Annotated in this window: 16 protein-coding genes, 1 tRNA gene and 2 pseudogenes; 5 read left to right on the top strand and 14 right to left on the bottom strand. The window is 63.6% G+C overall.

The features are described from left to right. Positions 1-321: pseudogene (locus tag AB4Z38_RS22405) on the top strand (GTP 3',8-cyclase MoaA); the annotation flags it as partial. Positions 322-362: 41 nt separating this feature from the next. On the opposite strand, the gene AB4Z38_RS22400 reads toward AB4Z38_RS22405, so the two are convergent. The 5 genes and pseudogenes from AB4Z38_RS22400 to AB4Z38_RS22380 all read right to left on the bottom strand — a co-directional run bounded on the left by AB4Z38_RS22400 (position 363) and on the right by AB4Z38_RS22380 (position 5,114). Continuing rightward, complete coding sequence (locus AB4Z38_RS22400) at positions 363-1,460, bottom strand: Gfo/Idh/MocA family protein (protein ID WP_441431739.1); 1,098 nt, start codon at positions 1,458-1,460, stop codon at positions 363-365. After that, positions 1,445-2,013: pseudogene (locus AB4Z38_RS22395) on the bottom strand (ThuA domain-containing protein). Before AB4Z38_RS22395 ends, AB4Z38_RS22400 begins: the two are co-directional and overlap by 16 nt. A 57-nt stretch (positions 2,014-2,070) precedes the next feature. After that, positions 2,071-2,967 (bottom strand): carbohydrate ABC transporter permease, encoded by an 897-nt coding sequence (locus AB4Z38_RS22390; protein WP_441431738.1) that lies wholly within the window; start codon positions 2,965-2,967, stop codon positions 2,071-2,073. Next, the gene (locus AB4Z38_RS22385; protein WP_441431737.1) at positions 2,964-3,938 is read right to left on the bottom strand and encodes a carbohydrate ABC transporter permease; all 975 of its coding nucleotides are present in this window, start codon (positions 3,936-3,938) and stop codon (positions 2,964-2,966) included. Before AB4Z38_RS22385 ends, AB4Z38_RS22390 begins: the two co-directional genes overlap by 4 nt. A gap of 3 nt (positions 3,939-3,941) precedes the next feature. Continuing rightward, on the bottom strand, positions 3,942-5,114 hold the full coding sequence (locus AB4Z38_RS22380; protein WP_441431736.1) for an ABC transporter substrate-binding protein: 1,173 nt from the start codon (positions 5,112-5,114) through the stop codon (positions 3,942-3,944). Between the two features lie 259 nt (positions 5,115-5,373). Here AB4Z38_RS22380 and AB4Z38_RS22375 point away from each other — a divergent pair, with 259 nt between their 5' ends. Then, a complete protein-coding gene (locus tag AB4Z38_RS22375) occupies positions 5,374-6,441 on the top strand; it encodes a LacI family DNA-binding transcriptional regulator (RefSeq protein WP_441431735.1) in 1,068 nt (355 codons plus the stop codon). A 339-nt stretch (positions 6,442-6,780) separates the two neighbouring features. Here AB4Z38_RS22375 and AB4Z38_RS22370 read toward each other — a convergent pair whose 3' ends face one another. Both AB4Z38_RS22370 and AB4Z38_RS22365 read right to left on the bottom strand, forming a co-directional pair. After that, complete coding sequence (locus tag AB4Z38_RS22370; RefSeq protein ID WP_441431734.1) at positions 6,781-7,611, bottom strand: oxidoreductase; 831 nt, start codon at positions 7,609-7,611, stop codon at positions 6,781-6,783. A 287-nt stretch (positions 7,612-7,898) separates the two neighbouring features. Then, entirely contained in the window at positions 7,899-9,320 is a 1,422-nt protein-coding gene (locus AB4Z38_RS22365) for an MFS transporter (protein WP_441431733.1), read from the bottom strand. A gap of 111 nt (positions 9,321-9,431) precedes the next feature. Here AB4Z38_RS22365 and AB4Z38_RS22360 point away from each other — a divergent pair, with 111 nt between their 5' ends. Further along, positions 9,432-10,058, top strand: coding sequence for a TetR/AcrR family transcriptional regulator (locus AB4Z38_RS22360; protein WP_441431732.1), 627 nt, complete (start codon positions 9,432-9,434; stop codon positions 10,056-10,058). Positions 10,059-10,180: 122 nt separating this feature from the next. Here AB4Z38_RS22360 and AB4Z38_RS22355 read toward each other — a convergent pair whose 3' ends face one another. Both AB4Z38_RS22355 and gap read right to left on the bottom strand, forming a co-directional pair. Then, complete coding sequence (locus AB4Z38_RS22355; protein ID WP_441431731.1) at positions 10,181-11,278, bottom strand: hypothetical protein; 1,098 nt, start codon at positions 11,276-11,278, stop codon at positions 10,181-10,183. Beyond that, positions 11,275-12,282: a type I glyceraldehyde-3-phosphate dehydrogenase gene (gene gap, locus AB4Z38_RS22350; RefSeq protein WP_441431730.1), complete on the bottom strand. Its 1,008-nt coding sequence runs from the start codon at positions 12,280-12,282 to the stop codon at positions 11,275-11,277. The genes AB4Z38_RS22355 and gap overlap by 4 nt, the downstream gene beginning before the upstream one ends. Positions 12,283-12,396: 114 nt before the next feature. On the opposite strand from gap, the gene AB4Z38_RS22345 reads away from it, so the two are divergent. Then, positions 12,397-12,999, top strand: a complete 603-nt coding sequence (locus tag AB4Z38_RS22345; RefSeq protein ID WP_441431729.1) for a TetR/AcrR family transcriptional regulator — start codon at positions 12,397-12,399, stop codon at positions 12,997-12,999. Positions 13,000-13,059: 60 nt separating this feature from the next. Here AB4Z38_RS22345 and AB4Z38_RS22340 read toward each other — a convergent pair whose 3' ends face one another. Genes AB4Z38_RS22340 through AB4Z38_RS22330 form a run of 3 tightly spaced genes read right to left on the bottom strand, consistent with a single transcriptional unit; the run spans position 13,060 to position 14,213 of the window. Further along, the gene (locus tag AB4Z38_RS22340) at positions 13,060-13,320 is read right to left on the bottom strand and encodes a hypothetical protein (protein ID WP_441431728.1); all 261 of its coding nucleotides are present in this window, start codon (positions 13,318-13,320) and stop codon (positions 13,060-13,062) included. Next, on the bottom strand, positions 13,317-13,772 hold the full coding sequence (locus AB4Z38_RS22335) for a hypothetical protein (RefSeq protein WP_441431727.1): 456 nt from the start codon (positions 13,770-13,772) through the stop codon (positions 13,317-13,319). Before AB4Z38_RS22335 ends, AB4Z38_RS22340 begins: the two co-directional genes overlap by 4 nt. Before the next feature lie 33 nt (positions 13,773-13,805). Further along, positions 13,806-14,213, bottom strand: coding sequence for a MarR family winged helix-turn-helix transcriptional regulator (locus tag AB4Z38_RS22330; RefSeq protein ID WP_441431726.1), 408 nt, complete (start codon positions 14,211-14,213; stop codon positions 13,806-13,808). Between the two features lie 1,283 nt (positions 14,214-15,496). On the opposite strand from AB4Z38_RS22330, the gene AB4Z38_RS22325 reads away from it, so the two are divergent. Beyond that, positions 15,497-16,606, top strand: coding sequence for an ATP-binding protein (locus tag AB4Z38_RS22325; protein ID WP_441431725.1), 1,110 nt, complete (start codon positions 15,497-15,499; stop codon positions 16,604-16,606). Positions 16,607-16,913: 307 nt separating this feature from the next. Here the strand turns inward: AB4Z38_RS22325 and AB4Z38_RS22320 are convergent. Further along, positions 16,914-16,987, bottom strand: a tRNA-Thr gene (locus AB4Z38_RS22320). A 195-nt stretch (positions 16,988-17,182) separates the two neighbouring features. Further along, the gene (locus AB4Z38_RS22315) at positions 17,183-18,061 is read right to left on the bottom strand and encodes a DsbA family protein (RefSeq protein ID WP_441431724.1); all 879 of its coding nucleotides are present in this window, start codon (positions 18,059-18,061) and stop codon (positions 17,183-17,185) included. Positions 18,062-18,093: the final 32 nt, after the last annotated feature.

Below are 18,093 nucleotides of genomic sequence, written 5' to 3'. Positions count from 1 at the left end.
CGCCGGGACCCGGCAACCGCCGAAGCCACGGGTCCGCTTCTGGGCACCGTCGGCATCATCGCTTCCGTCACCGAACCATTCTGTTCCGATTGCCGGCGCACCAGGATCACCGCCGAAGGCAAGATCATGAGCTGCTTGTTCTCCCGCGACGAATTCGACCTCCTCGGCTTGCTTCGGCACGGAGCCAGCGACGAGGAACTCGCCCAACGCTGGCAGGACGCCATGTGGATCAAACCCAAGGCACACGGCATGGACCACACCGGCCTCGGCGCACCCGACTTCGTCCAGCCGGACCGCAGCATGAGCGCCATCGGAGGATGAGACTTTGCTCGTACGATACTTCGCTGCCGCGCGCGCCGCGGCTACCAGTTGTCGGGTGCCGCACCAAAGGGCACAACGGCTGGCCTGTCGACCGTGCTGTCGACTTCAATGACCCGATGCTCTTGACTCGCGCGCGTGATGGCGTCCATGACCTCGAGGATGTGGAACGCTACCCGTCCGGAGGCCCGATGTGGGCGGTCTGTCTCGATGGCTCTGGCCATGTCTGCGAGGCCGTAACCTCGCCCGGCGTCCTCGTAACCAGCAGAGGTTGGCACCTCACGCCGTTCCGGTTCTTCCCTCGTCACCAGTTCGACGGGGTCGGAGAATCGGTTCGGGTCGGGGACAGCGATGGTGCCATCGGTGCCGTAGATCTCAAAGAGCGGTGTCCGGGTGGCCCAGACTTCGAAGCTGACCGTGATCGTGGTGGTCACCCCGTTCGCGTGCTCGAGGATCGCGCTGACATGAGTGTCGATCTCCACGGGGATCGGTGTGCCGGCCAGGGGGCCGGTCTCGACGATTCGCGCACGGTCGGACCTTGTGGCCACTCCCGAAACGCGGACGACGGGTCCGAAGAACATGACGAGGCTGGTCAGGTAGTAGGGACCCATATCGAATAGTGGGCCGCCGCCGGGTTGGTAATAGAAGAGGGGTGACGGGTGCCAGCGTTCGTGTCCGGGTGCCGACCAGTGAACTTGCGCCGCTACCGGTGCGCCGATGGCACCTGCGTTGAGCAGCTGCAGGGCAGTTTGGACGCCCGTGCCGAGGACCGTATCGGGGGCACTCCCGACTCGAAGTCCCAAAGAGTCGGCAAGCTCCAGCATGGGGAGGGCTTCTTCCGGGGACAGCGCGAGGGGCTTCTCGGCAAAGACGTGCTTGCCGGCGTGGAGCGCCCGCGTCCCGACTTCGACGTGCGCGGCGGGGATGGTCAGGTTGATGATCGAGTCGATTCGGTCGTCTCCGAGGAGCTCATCGACTGTCAGGGCTTCGACACCATGCTCGGCTGCGACCTCGTGCGCACGTCCTTCGTTGATGTCTGCGACAGCGACGAACTTGAGACCGGGCAGCTTCGGGAGGCTTTTGAAGTACTGTTCGCTGATCTTTCCGACGCCGATGACTCCGACGGTTAGCGGGACGCCCACAGCAATCCCCTTTCGATGATGGTTTTGACGTTCGGGTTCTCGAGGATGTCGACACGGTGACCGGGCGTAGAGACGAAGATGCGGCCCTTGCCCCACTGCCTGGTCCAGATGGCGGGTGAGGTGATTTCGCGGTTCCACGGGTCCCAGGGCCGGACGGCCTGGGTGGTGGTCGCGAGCACGTCGTTGTAGTCGTCGTGGAGTACCCAGTACTGCTCAGTGGTCAGCTCGAAGTCGCCGATGCCTTCGGTGACGGGGTGCGAGGCTGCGGCTTCGGTCATGTTGATGGTGTGAGGGCGATAGTTGTCAGCCTGCTCGCCGGTGAGCTCTCCTTCTCGATCGAGGTCATCGTGTTCGACTGGACGATGAGGTCGACCGAGGGCATGTAGGAGCTGTCAGCATAGACCGCGGGTGATTCCTGCACACGCACCGTGTAGCGGCGCGCCTCGAGGAACGGGATGAAGAGGTTGGTGGCCTCGACGGGTTGGTGTCCGTCGCAACCGCCGCGCACGACGAGTGCGGTTTTGGTCGTCGATCGTGGATCAGGGGTACTCATGTTTTCCTTGCTGCCGCCATGCGACATAGTTCGTTGATGCGTTCTTGGGGGCGTCGCTCAGCGGCTGGAAAGCGACCCGCCGATTCCGCCGACCGAGAAGTGCTTGTTGAGGAACGCGAACAGGATGATCGGCGGGAGCATCATCACGACGGCGACTGCCATGACGAGGCCCCAGTTGGTGGCGTTCTGCTGGAAGAAGGATTCCAAGCCGACCGGAAGGGTGTAATTCGGGTCGGACCGGAGGAACACGACGGCAATGAGGTAGTCGTTCCAGGCCAGGAGAAACGAGAAGATCGCGGTTGAGAGGATACCCGGCAGGGAGTTCCGGAGGACGATGCGGGTGAACGAACCGAAGATCGAGGCACCGTCTATCCAGGCGGCTTCTTCGAGAGCGATGGGGATGGAGTCGTAGTAGGCGGCCATCATCCAGATCGCGACCGACATCGTGGCACCGACGTAGATGATTACGACGCCAAAGAGGCTGTCGACCAACCCAAGGTTCGCGAACAAGATGAAGAGCGGGATCGCCGAGGTGACGACAGGCAGGGACTGCACGACGAACAGGATGAGCGAATATCCCGACACGAGCCGGTTGCGGGCCCTGGACAGAACGTAACCGGCGGGAGCGGCGACCGCGACGGCGACAACGACGGTGAAGGCGGTGATGACAAGGCTGTTGCCGAGCCAGGTCAGGACGGCCGTCTGGGTGAAGATGTTCCCGAAGTTCTCGAAGGTGAGACCTTCTGCGTTCGAGCCGAGTGACGGTGTCAGCGACAGTCCGAAGACGGCGACGATCGGGACCAGGACGACGGCGGACATGAGCAGGATCAAGACGAAGCGGGGCCACTTGCCTCTCTCACGGATGTCCCGGGAGGTCTGGCGGTCGGCCGGAGTCCCGCCCCTGTCCCTGGGTCCCGTTCGGACTTCTTCTTGAGGAGCACTGGTCGTTATCATTCGACGTTGACCTTTCGGATCTGGCGGTAAAGAACGACCGAGATCACCACGAGGACGAACGTCATCAGGAACGCGATGGCGACGCCGGGGCCGGTCTGGAAGTTCTGGAAGACGGTGAGGTAGGCGAGGAGGACCAGGGACGTCGTCGCATGTGCCGGGCCTCCGCCGGTGAGCAGGAAGATCGTCGGGAAGTCGTTCACGCAGAAGATCGTCATCAGAATCCACGACACGAACGTCGTGCGCGCAATCAGCGGGAGTGTTATGAGCCGGAACGCCTGCCATCCAGTCGCCCCGTCGACCTTTGCCGCCTCGTAGACGTTCGTGTCGACTGAGGAGAGAGCTGACGACATCATCATCATCATGAACGGGAAGGAAATCCACACTTTGAAGAGGCAGACCACGACCTGCGCGAGCATCGGGTCTGCCAGGAAGAGCACGTTTCCGAAGCCTAGATGCTCCGCGATCACTGGAAGCGGGCTCTGGGGTGTTGCAACCAGCCAGTTCCATGACGTCGCGGAGACGACCGTGGGAACGATCCACGGCAGGAGAAGCAGAACCTTGAACAGTCCGCCGGCCGGGATGTGGGTGCGTAGCAGCAGGCTCAGCGCGAGTCCGACGAGCCAGGAGCCGAACACGCCGACGACGGTGAAGACGATGGTGAACGACGTCGCTGACCAGAACGAGGGCTGGGCGAGTACGTCGGCGAAATTCTTCAATCCGACGAAGGGCCCGGTTTCGAGAAGGGTGCCGTCATGGAGTGCTTGAATCAAGGCATAGACGAGGGGGTAGACGTTCAGGAGCAGAAGAAGAATGAGGGACGGTGCTGCGAATGCTATGAGTGTCCAGGTGGGCGGTGTAAACCGTCTCCTGGCCCGACCGGCGGGCGCCGGACCGGGCTGGCGTCCCGTCCCGGCCGGTCCGACCCCACGGCGTGCACGTTTGACGCTCTCGGCGATGCTCGTGGATGTCATGGGTCAGCCCTTGATGAGCGACGTCAACGTGGCCTGGAATGTCGTCAGGGCGTCCTTCGGAGACTTACCTGAGAGAACGTTCTGGCCGAAGTCGGAGATGGCGGGCGTGCTGTCGACGTAAGAAATGTTCGAGAAAAGGGCGGTTCCTCCGGGCGCTGCCCAGGTCTTGGCGATGGGCTGCCACATCTTGACGATCTTGACTGCGTTTGGGTCCGACTGGAATTCCGGGGTCGCCGCGATTGATTTCAGAACCGGGAGGCCGATGCCGGTGTTCTGGGTCCATAGGGCCTTCATGTTCTGGTAGTAATAGGTCATGAACGCCTCCGAGCCCTTCTGGCTGGGTGTGTTTTTGTACATCATGATGTTGTTCGGGAAATACAGGGCGCCCTTTTTGCCGCTGGCGCTAGTGAGCGGATCGCCGACCACCAACTGCGATGCGGACGCTCCACCGACGTTGGCCGCGAGGTTGGGGACGTCGAAGCCCATGCCGAACTTCTCGGCCTTCCACTGCGAGTTCGCGTTCGTCGCTGTGTAGCTGATGGCGGCAGGGTCCATGTAGCCCTTGCTGATGTTCTCGCGCACGAACTCGAGCGCTTCGATGTTCGCGGCGGTCACCAAATTCGGCTTGTGCTCCTCGTCAAAGATACCGCCACCATTGTTGATCATCAGGCCCACGATCATCTGGAAGGCGTTACCGCCACTAGCGTTGCCGTTGGCCGCGAACCCGTACACGTCGATCTTCTTCAGAGCGGCCGCTGCGTCGAGGTAGGACTGCCAGTCGGTGGGAGGAGTCGCGCCCGCCTTTTCGAGTAGCTCCTTGTTGTACCAGTTCACCCGCATGTCAAGGTTGTACGGAACGGCTACGTATCCGGCGTCGGCCTTCATCGTGTCGAGGACTCCAGGGAGGAAGTCATCGTAGATGCCATTGGATTTCCAGCTCTCGATGAGGCCGTCCGCGGGAGCGATAAAGCCTTGTTTAGCGAATTGGAACGCCTGGGTGCCGCCGCCCGAGGAGATGGCCGGCCCGGTCTTCGATGCGAGGGCAGACGAGAAAGTCTGGTTGAAGTTTGCCCACTGGATCGCCTGATAAGTCGCCGCAGGAAGACCCGACTCCGGCTTGTAGCCAAGGGTGATCTTGCTGTCAAGGGTGTTGAACGCGGGAGTACCCCAAGGCATGTTCCAGAACTTCAAATTAGCACTTGCCCCACCGCCACCGCCCCCAGTCGAGCAAGCCGCAAGAGCGGCGACGGCCGCGCCGGTTCCGACAAGGCCCAAGAAGCCCCGCCTCGATGTAGTAAAACGTGAAGTCTCCATCGACTTTCCTCCTCGACCCGCCAGCGGGTCATCGAATATTGAAAAGTTGCGCAATTTTCAAATATCCTTTTGCGCAGAGAGAGTATACATATCGCCATTTGGAGATCAAAGGAAAATTTTTTTGCGCAAAAACATGAGTCCCGCAGCGGATGGCAAGAACCCGACCTTGGCCGACGTAGCAGCCGCGGCCGGCCTCAGCACACCGACAGTGTCAAAGGTGCTCCGCGGAGCGACAGACGTGTCCTTCGCAACGCGTGAGCGCGTGGTCCGGATCGCACAGGAGATGGGTTACGCGAAGGCCAAGGGATCACGCCCGGCGGGTCGCTCGCCCGGGAACACGCCTCGCCTCGTCGACCTCGTGGTGAGCAACATCGAAGGCTCATGGGCCAACAGCATCCTCACTGGCGTCGAAGAAGCCGCGGCGGTCGCGGACTGCGACGTGGTCCTCACGATCGCCCGCGCGGGCCGCGACTGGGTGAGCCGGCTCCTGCGCCGCCCGTCAACCGGAGCAATCGTCGTCCTGGTCGATCCCACGTCGACACAGCTGAGTGCACTAGATACGGCTGGCATACCCGTCGTCCTCATCGATCCGATGAGCCCTGCTCCGCGTAATGCCGCAAGCGTGGGCGTGGCGAACTGGGAAGGCGGACGGATTGCGGCCGAGCACCTACTGAGCCTGGGGCACAAACATTTCGCCCTCATCGGAGGAGTGAAGAATCACCTCTATAGTCGAGCGCGCCTCGACGGTTTTCGCTCCGCCCTGTCGGCCGCGGACCTGCACGTCGATCCTCGGTTAGTCGGTGCTGCCGATTGGAACCGCGACGAGGCACGCGATTTCGCCGTCGACGTCCTGAGCCGCGAGGACAGGCCTACGGCCATCTTCGCAGCGTCGGACCTGATGGCTCTCGGCGTCTACGACGCCGTGCGCTACCTCGGGCTCAACATCCCCGGGGACGTCAGCGTCGTCGGATTCGACGACATTCCCGAAGCAACATGGGCGACACCACAACTGACCACTGTGAGGCAGCCCATCCAGGAGATGGGAGCGACCGCCTTTCGCATGCTCCTGCGCCTAACGAATCAGAAAGAAGGTGTCGACGCAAACACGGAGGGACCCAGGGTTGAGCTCGCAACGCGGTTCATCACGCGGGGTTCGACCAGCGTCCCCCGAACTCAGGCGGACACATAGCTGACGGGCCCTCGGAGCCACATAACTTCCCAAGGCAGTGGCGGGACGCTCGGGGCCCGGTTCAAGTGAACTGGGCCCGAAGTTTTTCTCTTTGATGTTCCAAACACCGTGTGTCCAAAGCGGGACCCGGAAGAGGCAAAGGGTTTGATTGGCGAGTCGGTTGCAATGGGAGACAATGCCGTCGTGGGATGGATGGTCATCCAATGGTTGGTGCTCTAGACCCACCCACTCCCCCGCGCCAAGCTCGCTTCCGCCCGATATCCCTGTCCCGTCTCAGCGAAGTTGGCAACGCTCACGCGGGTTTCGTCAAGCTTAATGAGACTTGCGGTATGGGTCTTGTTAGTCGTGATCGGTGGATAGGGCGACGTGCCGCCAGGTATCCATCTCCTTGCGGAAGCTATCGAGCTTGGCTTCGACAGCCCGCAGGGTGTCGGCTCCCAGTTGGAGGCGCAAGGGCGGCTCGGCGGCAGCGGCCATCTCAACGACGGCGCGGGCGGCCTTGGCCGGGTCGCCGGGCTGGGCGTGGTTGAGGCCTGCGGCGGCCTGGCGCATCGTCCCGGCGGTGGCCGCGTAGTCCTCGATCATGTCGGGACCAGTGTGCAGGCTCGCCGGGTCGAGGAAGTCGGTGCGGAAGAAGCCAGGTTCCACGAGCGTCGTTTGGACGCCCAATGGCGCCAGTTCGGCGTGGAGCGTTTCGGTGAATCCCTCGACGGCGAACTTCGTGGATGCGTAGATGCCCCAGCCCGGTGCGGTGGCGAAGCCCACGATGGAACTGATGTTGATCACGTGCCCGGAACGCTGGCGTCGCAGCAGAGGCAATACAGCGCGTTGGACGGCTAGCGGGCCGAACACGTTGGTCTCGTACACGGCACGCACCGCGGCGTCGTCGGATTCCTCCACGGCGGCGAGCAGGCCGGTTCCGGCGTTATTGACCAGGACGTCGATTCGTCCGAACCGTTCCACCGCCGCGTCGACGGCGGCCCGGATGCTCTCCGGGTCGGTCACGTCTAACGGCACGGCCAGGAGCGAATCGCCGGCGCAGGGTAGCTGTTCGGGTACGGTTTCCGCATTCCGTGCGGTGGCCACCACTTGGTGGCCGGCGGTCAGCGCGGCGCGGGCGATTTCCAGGCCGAGCCCGCGGGACGATCCTGTGATGAACCAAACGCTCATGATGTTCTCCAGTGCTCAGTGGGTGGTCAGGTGGAAGGACGCCCGGTAGTGGGCGATGAAGTCCCCGACGTCGCGAGGGTCGGCTCCGCCGATTGTCTTCACGAGGTCGTTGGTGCCGGCGAAGATGCCGTTGCGGTGGTCGACGGTGAGAAGGTGTTGGATGAGGGGTCGGACGCGCCGCGCCCGTGCAGAATGGCAACGACTTTCTTGAGGGGTCGCTGGGCGGGGCGTGTTCGAGAGGGGCCGTACCCGTTGCGCGATCGTTCGGAGCGGAGGCGGGCCCACAGTCAGTTCGTGCGGCGGGGCCGGAGGGCGAGCAAGGCGGTGCCGGCGGCAAGTCCGGCGCCGGCCTGGACCCACCAGGCGTGGTCGAATCCCTCGATCGTGGCGTGAGGCGTGAGGGCGACGAGCACGGCTACGCCCACGGCGCTGCCGATCTGCCGGCTCATGTTGAGCACGGCGCTGCCGGTGGTGGCGCGTTCGGGTGCGAGGGTGCCCGCCGCGGCGAACAGCGGCGCTTGGGCCAGGCCGCCCGCCAGACCCACCAGGATCAGGCCAGGGAACATGCCACCCCAGTAGTCGGGGGTGGTGTGCACGGCCGCTAGCCAGTAAACGGCGGCAAGGGCCATGATCAGGGTGCCGGTCACGGCTGGGGCGATGCGCCCGAAGCGGCGCTGCATGGGCCCGGCGTTGATCGCGAAGGCGATCGATGCCAGGGGGGCGGGGGCGATGCCGGCGCCTGCGCTTAACGGGCTGAAGTGCCACACCTCCTGCATGAACAGGGCGGTGCTCAGCAGGACGATGGCGAAGCCAACGAAGAACAGGAACAGAGCCACTGTGGCAGCGGTGAACGGCCTGCTGGTGAACAACTGCTTCTCGATCACCGGTGCCTTGGCGCGCAGGGTCCGCTCGATGGTCGCGGCCCCGGCCAGGACGGCGGCGGCGAACAGCGCAACGGTGCGTGCGTCGGTCCAGCCCCACTCCGGTCCTTGGACGGTGGCAAGCACGAGCATGCTCACGGCCAGCAGCAGCGTGAGGGCCGAAACCGGGTCCGGCAGGGAGGCACCCTTGGGCTGACGGACCTCGGGCAGCAGCAGCGCGCCGGCGACGAACGTGGCGACCCCGACGGGAACGTTGATCAGGAAGATCAACCGCCAGTCAAGGGTGACGAGCAGACCGCCGACGGGCGGGCCGGCCGAGGCCGCGATCGCGCCCACCCCCGCCCACAGGCCGACCACGAGGGTGTGCTGGCGTTTGGGGAAACTCGGGTAGAGCAGGCCGAGGGAGGTCGGCACGATCATCGCGGCACCGACGGCCTGGATGGCGCGGGCGGCGACCAGCACGCCAAGACTCGGTGCGGCGGCCGCGCCGACGGAAGTGAGGGTGAAGACCACCACCCCGGCGAGCAGCATCTTCTTGCGTCCCCAGTGGTCCGCGATCCGACCCGCGGGCACGAGCACGGCGGCGAAGACGATCGCGTAGGCCGAGAGGACCCACGAGACGCTCGCGACACTCGCGCTCGGGAACGACTGGCCGATCCCGTCGAGGGCGACGTTCACGACGAAGAAGTCGAGCTGTGCCATGAAGGCGACCGCACCGAGCACCGCCATGATGCTCCAGCGGCGGGGGTGGCCCGTCTCCGTGACGACCGGAGCCGGGCCGGAGTGTGGTGTCGTTGCGACCGTCTGCAATGAAGCCTGTGTGGACATGTCGTCCGCTCCCTCTCTTGAAAATGGGCTTGCGAGCCCTTTTGGACTCAGTTCAATGGAACGGCATAAAAAAAGGGTTGTCAAGCCCATTTTTCTGATAAAGTTATCGTCATGACCGCAAGCAGCGAAGCGTCGGCTCAGAAGCTGACCCCCAAAGGGCTGGCCACACGCGAGCGCATCATCAAGACGGCCGCCGAGCTGATCTATGAGCACGGTGCCCAGAACACCAACAACGAGCAGATCCGCGCCGCCGCCGGGATCAGCGGCTCCCAGCTGAACCGCCACTTCCCCACCAAGGAGTCCCTGGTTCGCGCGGTGCTCGCCTGGCAGGCCGACAACATCGTCGCCCGCCACCAAGTACCCGAGCTGGGCGAACTGGACAGTTTCGCCGCGTTGCACCGGTGGTACGACACTTACATAGGCTCACAGGAAATGCTGCGCGGCGGGTGTACGTTCGGCTCCTTGGCCGCAGAAGTCGTGAAAACCGAACCCGCCCACCGCGACGCGGTGGCGGACGGCTTTAGGCGATGGCAGGAGCTGTTCAAGCGCGGCCTGAACAAGATGCGCGAGCGCGGCGAACTGCGGCCGGAGGCCGACCCGGCAGCGCTTGCCCACCTGCTCGCCGCCGCGTTCCAGGGCGGAGCACTGCTGGAACAGGCGGCTGGCGACAGCACGCCGCTGCGCGACGCCCTGCACGGCGCCCTGGCCTACGTCGAGTCGTTCGCCGCACAACGCTGACCACCCCTGCGACTGCCCCTCAAGCCGCGCCTACTCCCGGCTCCCGAAGACGACTCCCCCGATGGGGCGTGTCACCCGCCGCTCGTAGGTCCCGCGGCACACTCCGACCGTCAGGCCACTGCCTACACCGGCTGGCGCGCGTCGTGAGGGTCACGGTACGCCGCCTCCGGCTCATGTCCTTCGAGACTGTCATGCGGCACGAGGATGCCCCGGCTGCGGGTGTGGCCGGCGGCCACGAGTACGACGCCGAGAGCGACCCAGCCGGAGAGCACGAGCCACGGGAATGTGGTCGCCGCGTCCGGGAAGTATGACAGATCGCGCAGCAGTGTGGCTGAAGCGCCTGGCGCGAACCATTGCCCCACTGCGCCCCAGGGATCAGGCAGGAACTGCCGTGGCTGCGTTGAGCCGGACATCGGGTTGCCGATCAGGAGAGCGAGCGCCGCGCCGATCGCAACGCCTCGGGGCCCAAGGAGAGCTGTGACACCGACGACGAGGCCGCCTATCGCGAGCGTAGATGAGCCGATCGCGATGCCGTTCGCGATGGCGTCCCCCTGCAGAATGCCGAACCAGTCCTGGGCGATCGCGACGACCACAATCCCAGAAGCAGCAGCGTACGCCATGACACCGACGAGTCTCCGCCAGACCCCGGCGACGAACAACGTGAACAAGACTCCGCCGACCACGCCACCGATCACGAGAGGGAAAGCGAGCGCGCCGAGTCCGGCACCGCGCTGATCCGTCGAGGCGAAGGACACCACATCTGTCACTGGCACCGTGGGCACTTGGGCCAGCGGGACGCCCTGCGCAGTCAACTGCTTGGTGCGTGCGACCTGGATCTGCCCTGCGACCGCAGTCATGACCTGCGTGACGGTGGCGCCGTTGGCCCCCGCGACCAGTATCTCCGGGCCCGCCGTGGGAGAGTCGCCGATGACGACGGCGCCGAATACGTCGCGCGTCTTCAGAAGTGACACCGCGTCCCCACGGGCGCCTACACGGGTGACCGTGAGTTCGGCGCCTGCAGCCTGCTCGAGTTGTTTGGCGACGGCATCGGCCTGCACCCCTGTGCCAGCGACGGCGACCGGAATATTCTGCACGGTCGACGTGACGGACGGCCAAGTGAAAGCCAGCACGAAGACGCCGATGACGACGGACGCCACGACGGCGATCGCGACCACAATTGCCCAACGCGTGTGTGGCCGGGCCGAAAGGGAGGGGCTCATAGCTGTGTTCCTTTGGCGAGCAGTTCGAGGGTGTCGATGACGCGGTTCGAGAAGCCCCACTCGTTGTCGTACCAGGCGGCCACCTTCACGTGCCGCCCGTCGACCCGGGTGAGCGCGGAGTCGAAGATTGACGACGCCGGGTTGCCGGTGATGTCGCTGGAGACCAGCGGGTCGTCCGAGAACTCCAGGATTCCCGCGAGCGGGCCTTCCGCCGCGGCCCGGTAGGCGGCCAGCACCTGCCCGCGTGTGACGTCGCGGGCGACGGTGGTGTTGAGTTCCACGATCGAGCCCACCGGAACCGGCACCCGGATCGAGTCGCCGGAGAGCTTGCCCTCAAGCGAGGGTAGTACCAGGCCGATCGCCTTCGCCGCGCCCGTGCTGGTGGGCACGATGTTGATGCCGGCGGCGCGGGCGCGGCGCGGGTCGCGATGCGGGCCGTCCTGCAGGTTCTGCTCCTGCGTGTAGGCGTGCACCGTGGTCATGAAGCCGTGCTCGATGCCGGCGAGCTCGTCGAGCACCGCCGCCAGCGGGGCGAGCGCGTTGGTGGTGCAGGAGGCGTTCGAGACAATGGTGTGCACGGCCGGGTCGTAGGCATCCGTGTTCACGCCGAAGGCGAGGGTGACGTCGGCGCCGTCGGACGGCGCGCTCACGAGCACCTTCTTCGCGCCCGCGTCCAGGTGTGCGCGGGCGGCGGCGGCCGACGTGAAGTGGCCGGTGGCCTCGAGCACGATGTCGACGCGGAGGTCGGCCCAGGGCAGCTGCGCCGGCTCACGCTCGGCGAGCACGCGGATGCGCCGGCCGTCGACGACGAGGGTGTCTGCGTCGACGGTCACGGGGCGGCCGAGACGACCTGCCGTCGAGTCGTAGGCGAGGAGACGGGCGAGGGTCGCGGGATCGCCGAGGTCGTTCACGGCGACGACCTCGAGGTCACTGCCGCGCTCGAGCAGGGCACGCAGGGCGTTGCGCCCGATGCGGCCGAATCCGTTGATGGCGAGACGAGTCATGGATGGGGCCCTTCCAGTCAGGAGAAATAAAAACGAATAACCGTTCTTTATTGTTGGGAAGTCGGGTCGACTTGTCAAGAACGAATAATCGTTTTTAATAGGACCATGCCAAAAGTGAGCGATGACCACCGCGCCGAGCGACGCCGTCAAATCGCGACCGCTGCCCTGCACTGCTTCTCGCGCAAAGGCTTCGAGGGTACGTCGATGGCCGACATCATTGCCGAGTCGCAACTTTCGGCCGGCGCGATCTACAACCATTACAAGAACAAACACGATCTCGTTGAGCGCGTCGTGCACGACGTCATGTCCGGCCGCACTGCCGATCTGGCGGCTCTCGAGAAGCAGACCCCCCTCCCCCACCCTGCCACCGTGGTGCGCGAATTTCTCGGAGGGCTGGGTCGCGATCTCGGCGACCCCAGCATCCTCGTGCAGGTGTGGGGTGCTGCCATTGTCGACGCAGGACTCAAAGAGATCGTGGGCGAACTAATGCGGGAACTGATCGGGCTATTCGAGCGTTATTTCCGGGCTTGGTTCCTCAAGCGCAACCTTTCCGCGGCGGCGGCACGGCAGCGCGCAAAAGCAGTCGCCCCGGTGATCGTCGGGATCTGCCAGGGCTACCTGCTGCAGGCCGCGATCGTGCCAGGGTTCGACGGAGACGCCTACCTCTCAGCCATCGAGCTCGTCGACCCGGATTTCGTGCTCATCCAAGCCCACTGACGCTGCCCGATGATTCCGCCCGCCTGGACAAGCCCTGAGATTGCCTGAAGGGCGTCATGTTTACGGTTCTTCTACCCGAACGTTGATCAGCGTCAGGACGCCCCCAATCACCGGGAGGAGCGCGCCAAGGCGAGTACGCAGGCGCAGACGACGTGCGAACAGGGCCGTAACACCCACCGCAAGGTAAAGCGCGCCGTGAATCGGGCCCACAGTGACTGTTATGGCGTGAAGGTGTACCGCAGAGATGTTCAACAGCAGCACCAGGACGCTCGCCAGCTCGAGGATGGACAATGCCGCAAGGACTCGAAGCACACGTCTCATGAATATTTCGATCCGGGACGCACGATCATCATGATGACAACCAGAACCCAGAGCACATTGAACACGCCGGCTAGTATCCGGATGCGACGGAGTCTCATCGTGTCACCCGGAAGGTCGAGAGCATCGCGCTGCTCCGGGGCGATTCTCAATACGAGCAATGCCCCCGCCACAGCAGTCAGAATCATGGCGACAGATATCCAAATTTCACCCAGGCGACCCTGGACGAATGCCAGAACGATGCCGATAACAGGAACGCTGACCGCCAGAGCTCCATAAATGCGGATGGTTCTGTGCAAAGCCCAAGCAACGGCAATATCTCCGTTATCAGAAGGGCCCGGGTGAACTCCGGCGCCGCTCGGCGCGTACCGGGGAAAGAGGCTGACCACTAGGGCCACAGGCCCCACGAACAGAATGCCTGCGATGACGTGTATAGAAAGAAGAGTAGCTTGCACACCTTCAGTCTAACTGAAGGTTGCCGCGTTACATCATCGTGTTTCGAGGACGGATTCTTTTAAAGCTCGGACGAGCTGCGGAAACCGCCCCGCAAGACTCTCGTCCAACGTCCCAACTTCCCTTTTGGCTCTCGCTAACAGTTCTCGCCCGGCTTCCGTCAAGCGAAGGGTCGAGGCCGAGCCCGGCGTTGCCGTGGCATCTTCAACAAGGCCCGCCCTAACGAGGCTTTCGACGGCAGTGTGGGTGCTTTGCACGGTTATCCGGGAACGCCGGGCGAGCTGGCTGAAGGAGACGGAAGGTGTGGCGTCGATGTGGCCGAGCAAAGCGAACTTACGGATGTTGACATTCAGGTTTTTGAGGGCCGCCCCAAGCTCCGATTCGTACTGCCGTGCCACAGCCAGTAGGGCAATCGTCGGACTGAAGGGGGGAGCATCTGACATGCTCGAAGTATACGGGCGTTCGCAGATGCTCTGCGGTTCGGTATGCCCGCGGACGTGATGGCCCGCGCGGAAACTAGACGGGCGCTCCCGTCATTAAAGGGTGGATAATCTCAAACTCGTAATGCGCAAGGGCAGCAGCAATCACAGGATCTCGCCCGTCTTCAGGGGCCTCGCTTATCCTGTCCAACAGGTATCGGACCGCCGCATCCAGCTCTATACCTTTGGGGTGGGGAATGAAACGCGCGTCCGTGATATCAGCGCCGCGGCTTCCAATGTCAGGCCTTCGGCCCCGGCGGGGGCGGAGAGCGCAACAGCTCAGGGCCACATCGGAACCGGTGTTGGATTCGAACCGACGAACGCCGTATGGTCACAGCCCGCTGCCGGCCAATTTCCACCAATAAACCCGCAGGTCAAAGCCAAACTGAAAGCCAACTATCGGATTCGAATCGACGACCCCCGTTTTAGCCTCGGGCGCCCACGGTGGGCCGGGAGAGTGTCGTTTTGCCCGGAATCTAGAGGTTTCTGTGCTCAACGACAACTGATGAATAGTTGTCGTTTGCCGTTGATTGAGGTGAGGATCTGAGAGGTCTGCTTGGTCCTTCATGGCCAGACTTGTCCGGCAGCGCATGACCTGGGCTATCCCTCAGACTTCCAGAGAAGGCGGGCAGGACAAGGACACTATCTAGGGATCAGGCCACTTCCCAGAGCACCCTCAACTGGCCCGATAGCCGACCTTAAATAGAGCTCTCGGTCTGAGCAACCGATTCACCTCTACTTTCTGAAGATGGTCTCCGAGGATAGAGTGACTGCTCCAGTTTTCAAATCGACGTCGAACCGCCGAAGCTTGCCGTTTCCTAATTCGTCGGCTGCACGTTCGGCCAGAAGCAAAGCGTTAGCTGCGCAGGATGACTGCCATGAGTGATCGGCGTAAAAGCTTTCGATCACCTGATCAGGCACAAATCTTCCCCCGAGTTCCGCGCGCAGACGCTTCCCGGATTTCGGCCACGCGCTCGGTCATGCCCGGCTTTGCCAAGATACGGTCGAGCCGGTCGTTGCCCTTCCTAAATGTCTTCCTCACCATTTTCATCAATCTCCCTTTCCTTTTCCATCCGCAGGCTCCTCTGCCTGAGAAGAGCCCCGCTACCCAGCCGCCGATACGGCCATCTTGGAGACTCCTCGGTGGCGTGGACCCATCGAGCGGGGTAGCATCATTCAAAGTTCACCAAATTCACCCGGAAGCCCAAATTCACCAAATTCACCCGAATTCACCTGAGGGACGTGACGTGCTCAACAAAGACAACCCGTTCCGGCCCACGGCCGGAGCCACCCCGCCGGAAGTAATCGGCCGGTCCGGGCTTCTGGATGAATTCGAATATGGTCTGCGGCTCGGCTCCGGAGCGCCCGGACTGCTGTCCATCTTCACCGGCGCTCGAGGCATCGGCAAGACGGTCATGCTTGGAGCAGCCCACGACATGGCCATGGAAGACGGGTGGGCAGTAGTGGCGGAAACCGCGACCGGAACCTTCATGGGCCGGATCGGCGAAAAAATGCGCCGACTAATCCAGGAGCTTGACGACCAACCCGAATCCCGCCGTCGTATCACAGGGGTGTCGATTGCCGGGTTCAGTGTCACGTCACAGCTCTCGCCCGAACGCCAGGTGGACTGGTGGGAACTGGGGGAAACGCTCCTGAAACTACTGGACGAACGCGGGACCGGGCTCCTCATCACGGTAGATGAGATCCATGCGGCCGACCGAGCCGAATTGGCGCAGCTGGCGGCCAACGTACAGCACTTCATCCAGGATCGCCTGCCCATCGCACTGATCTTCGCAGGCCTGCCCTCTGCAGTATCGGACCTACTGAACGAGGGCGTGGCCACGTTCCTTCGCAGAGCCGACAAGATCGATCTCCATGCCGCCGCGATACGCGATGTCGAAAGATCCTTCATGGAAACATTCGCCACCGCCGGGATCACCATCACCCCGGACCTGGTCCGCAGGGCAGCCGCAACCACCGGAGGCTACCCCTTCCTCATCCAACTGGTCGGCTACTTCCTGTGGCGGGAGGCCGAGAACCACGACGGCTCCCTCTCCCCCGCGGCCGTTGACCGGGCACTCGGGGCCGCCATCCGGCGCAACGAACGCGTGGTGATCGAAGCGGCCCTCGCCGCAGCCTCCGCGAAAGACCTGGAGATCCTGCACGCCATGGCCGTAGACAACGGCCCCTCAACGGCAGGCGACATAGTCCAGCGGACCGGCTCGCGGCCGAGCCTCGTGGCCAAATACCGGACCAGGCTCCTGGCCGCAGGACTCATCGAATCAACCGGACACGGAAAAACCGACTACGCCATTCCCGGACTACGACAGTACCTGCGCAAAAACCCGCCATCCTGACGCCATGCCGTCGACGACGGGCTCAACACGTCAGAGTCGCCGCAATCCTGTTAGGGTCCCGCCTCGAAACGTCCCCAATCCACGGCGCCGAAAAACAAGCACATCACACAGCCACAGCGCTGATTGAGGTGAGTTAAAGGTGAGTCACGGTTGGATTAGACGTCTTCCCGGCCAGCCGCGGAACTAAAGCTGCAGGCCACCGCCGTGCCGGAATGTCCGTCGGATTCGAACCGAGGAACCCCGCCGAATCAAGGCTGGATCGGCCCCTTCATTAGCAATCAAACCTGCAGCTCAGAGCCAAACTAAGAGCCCCCTGTCGGATTCGAACCGACGACCCCCGCTTTACAAGAGCGGTGCTCTGGCCAACTGAGCTAAGGAGGCGCGCTCCGGCGGACCGGAGCTGGTTGCCCGGACGGACCGGAGCTGGTTGCCCGGACGAGCCGGAGCTGGTTGCCCGGACGAGCCGGAGCTGGTTGCCCCGTAAACCGGAGCTAGTACGTGCGAGCGCTAGATAAGGGTAGCCCAAGACCTCCCGCCCACGGAAATTCCCAGCGGACGGGAGGCCTAGGCCGAGAACTACTTCTTCGCTGCGATAGCCGCATTCAGGACGGTCATGAAGTCCGCCTTGTTGTCCCACTGCTGGCCGTCGACGAAGACGGTGGGCGTGCCGGAGATCCCGATGGTCTTGGCCTCCTGGGTGACCACCTTGACGAACGGCCGGTACGTCTTGTTGTCGATGCAAGAGTCGATATTGGCCGATCCAGCCTGGGTGGCCAACTTCTTGAGGTCGTTGTCCGAAATGCCTGGGCTGCCCTCGGCGGGCTGCTGTGCGTACAACAGGTCCACGAGTGCCGAGTACTTGTCCGGCGACGTGTTCGCCACGCACGCTGCGGCGTTGGCGGCGCGGGAGGAGTAGTTGGTGCTGGAGCTGGCGTCCAGGAAGCCGAACGGACGGTACTCCAGGGTGATCTTGCCATCGTCGCGCAACTGGGTCAGCTGCTGGCTGTACGTGGTCTCGAAGTTCTTGCAAATGGGGCAGATGAAGTCGATGTAAGCCACGACCTTGACCGGTTTGCCGGCTTCAGCCTCGGCGCCGGGCGCGGTGACGGTGGCGGGCGCGGTGGCAGGGGCTGACGGCAAGGACGCCAGGCTGACGGTGCCGGCGGCCACCTTCGTCACATCCGTGCCCTTCAGCAACGTCACGCCGCCGTGCACGTTGGCGTTCGCCGGCGTCGGACCCTGATCGGCGATCGGGGCGTTGTTGGCAATGTTCTGGGTGACCACGAGGGCAATGACCGCGAGGATCGCCACGACGGCAACAACAATGCCCCATCCGATGAGCAACTTATTGCGCTTGTCCTTCTTCAGCTGAGCTTCGCGGATCTCGCGGGCCTTTTCGCGGGCCTGGGCGGTGCGCTCTGCCTTGGACAGGCGTGGTTCGTTTGCGGGGCTCATCAGTTCCTCGTGATTGATCGACGGCGTTGGTT

The organism is Arthrobacter sp. 2RAF6, assembly GCF_052115205.1.
In the GTDB taxonomy this organism is placed as follows: Bacteria; Actinomycetota; Actinomycetes; order Actinomycetales; family Micrococcaceae; genus Arthrobacter.
Note: the sequence above shows the minus strand (reverse complement) of the source record. Positions and strands in the feature narration are given on the sequence as shown.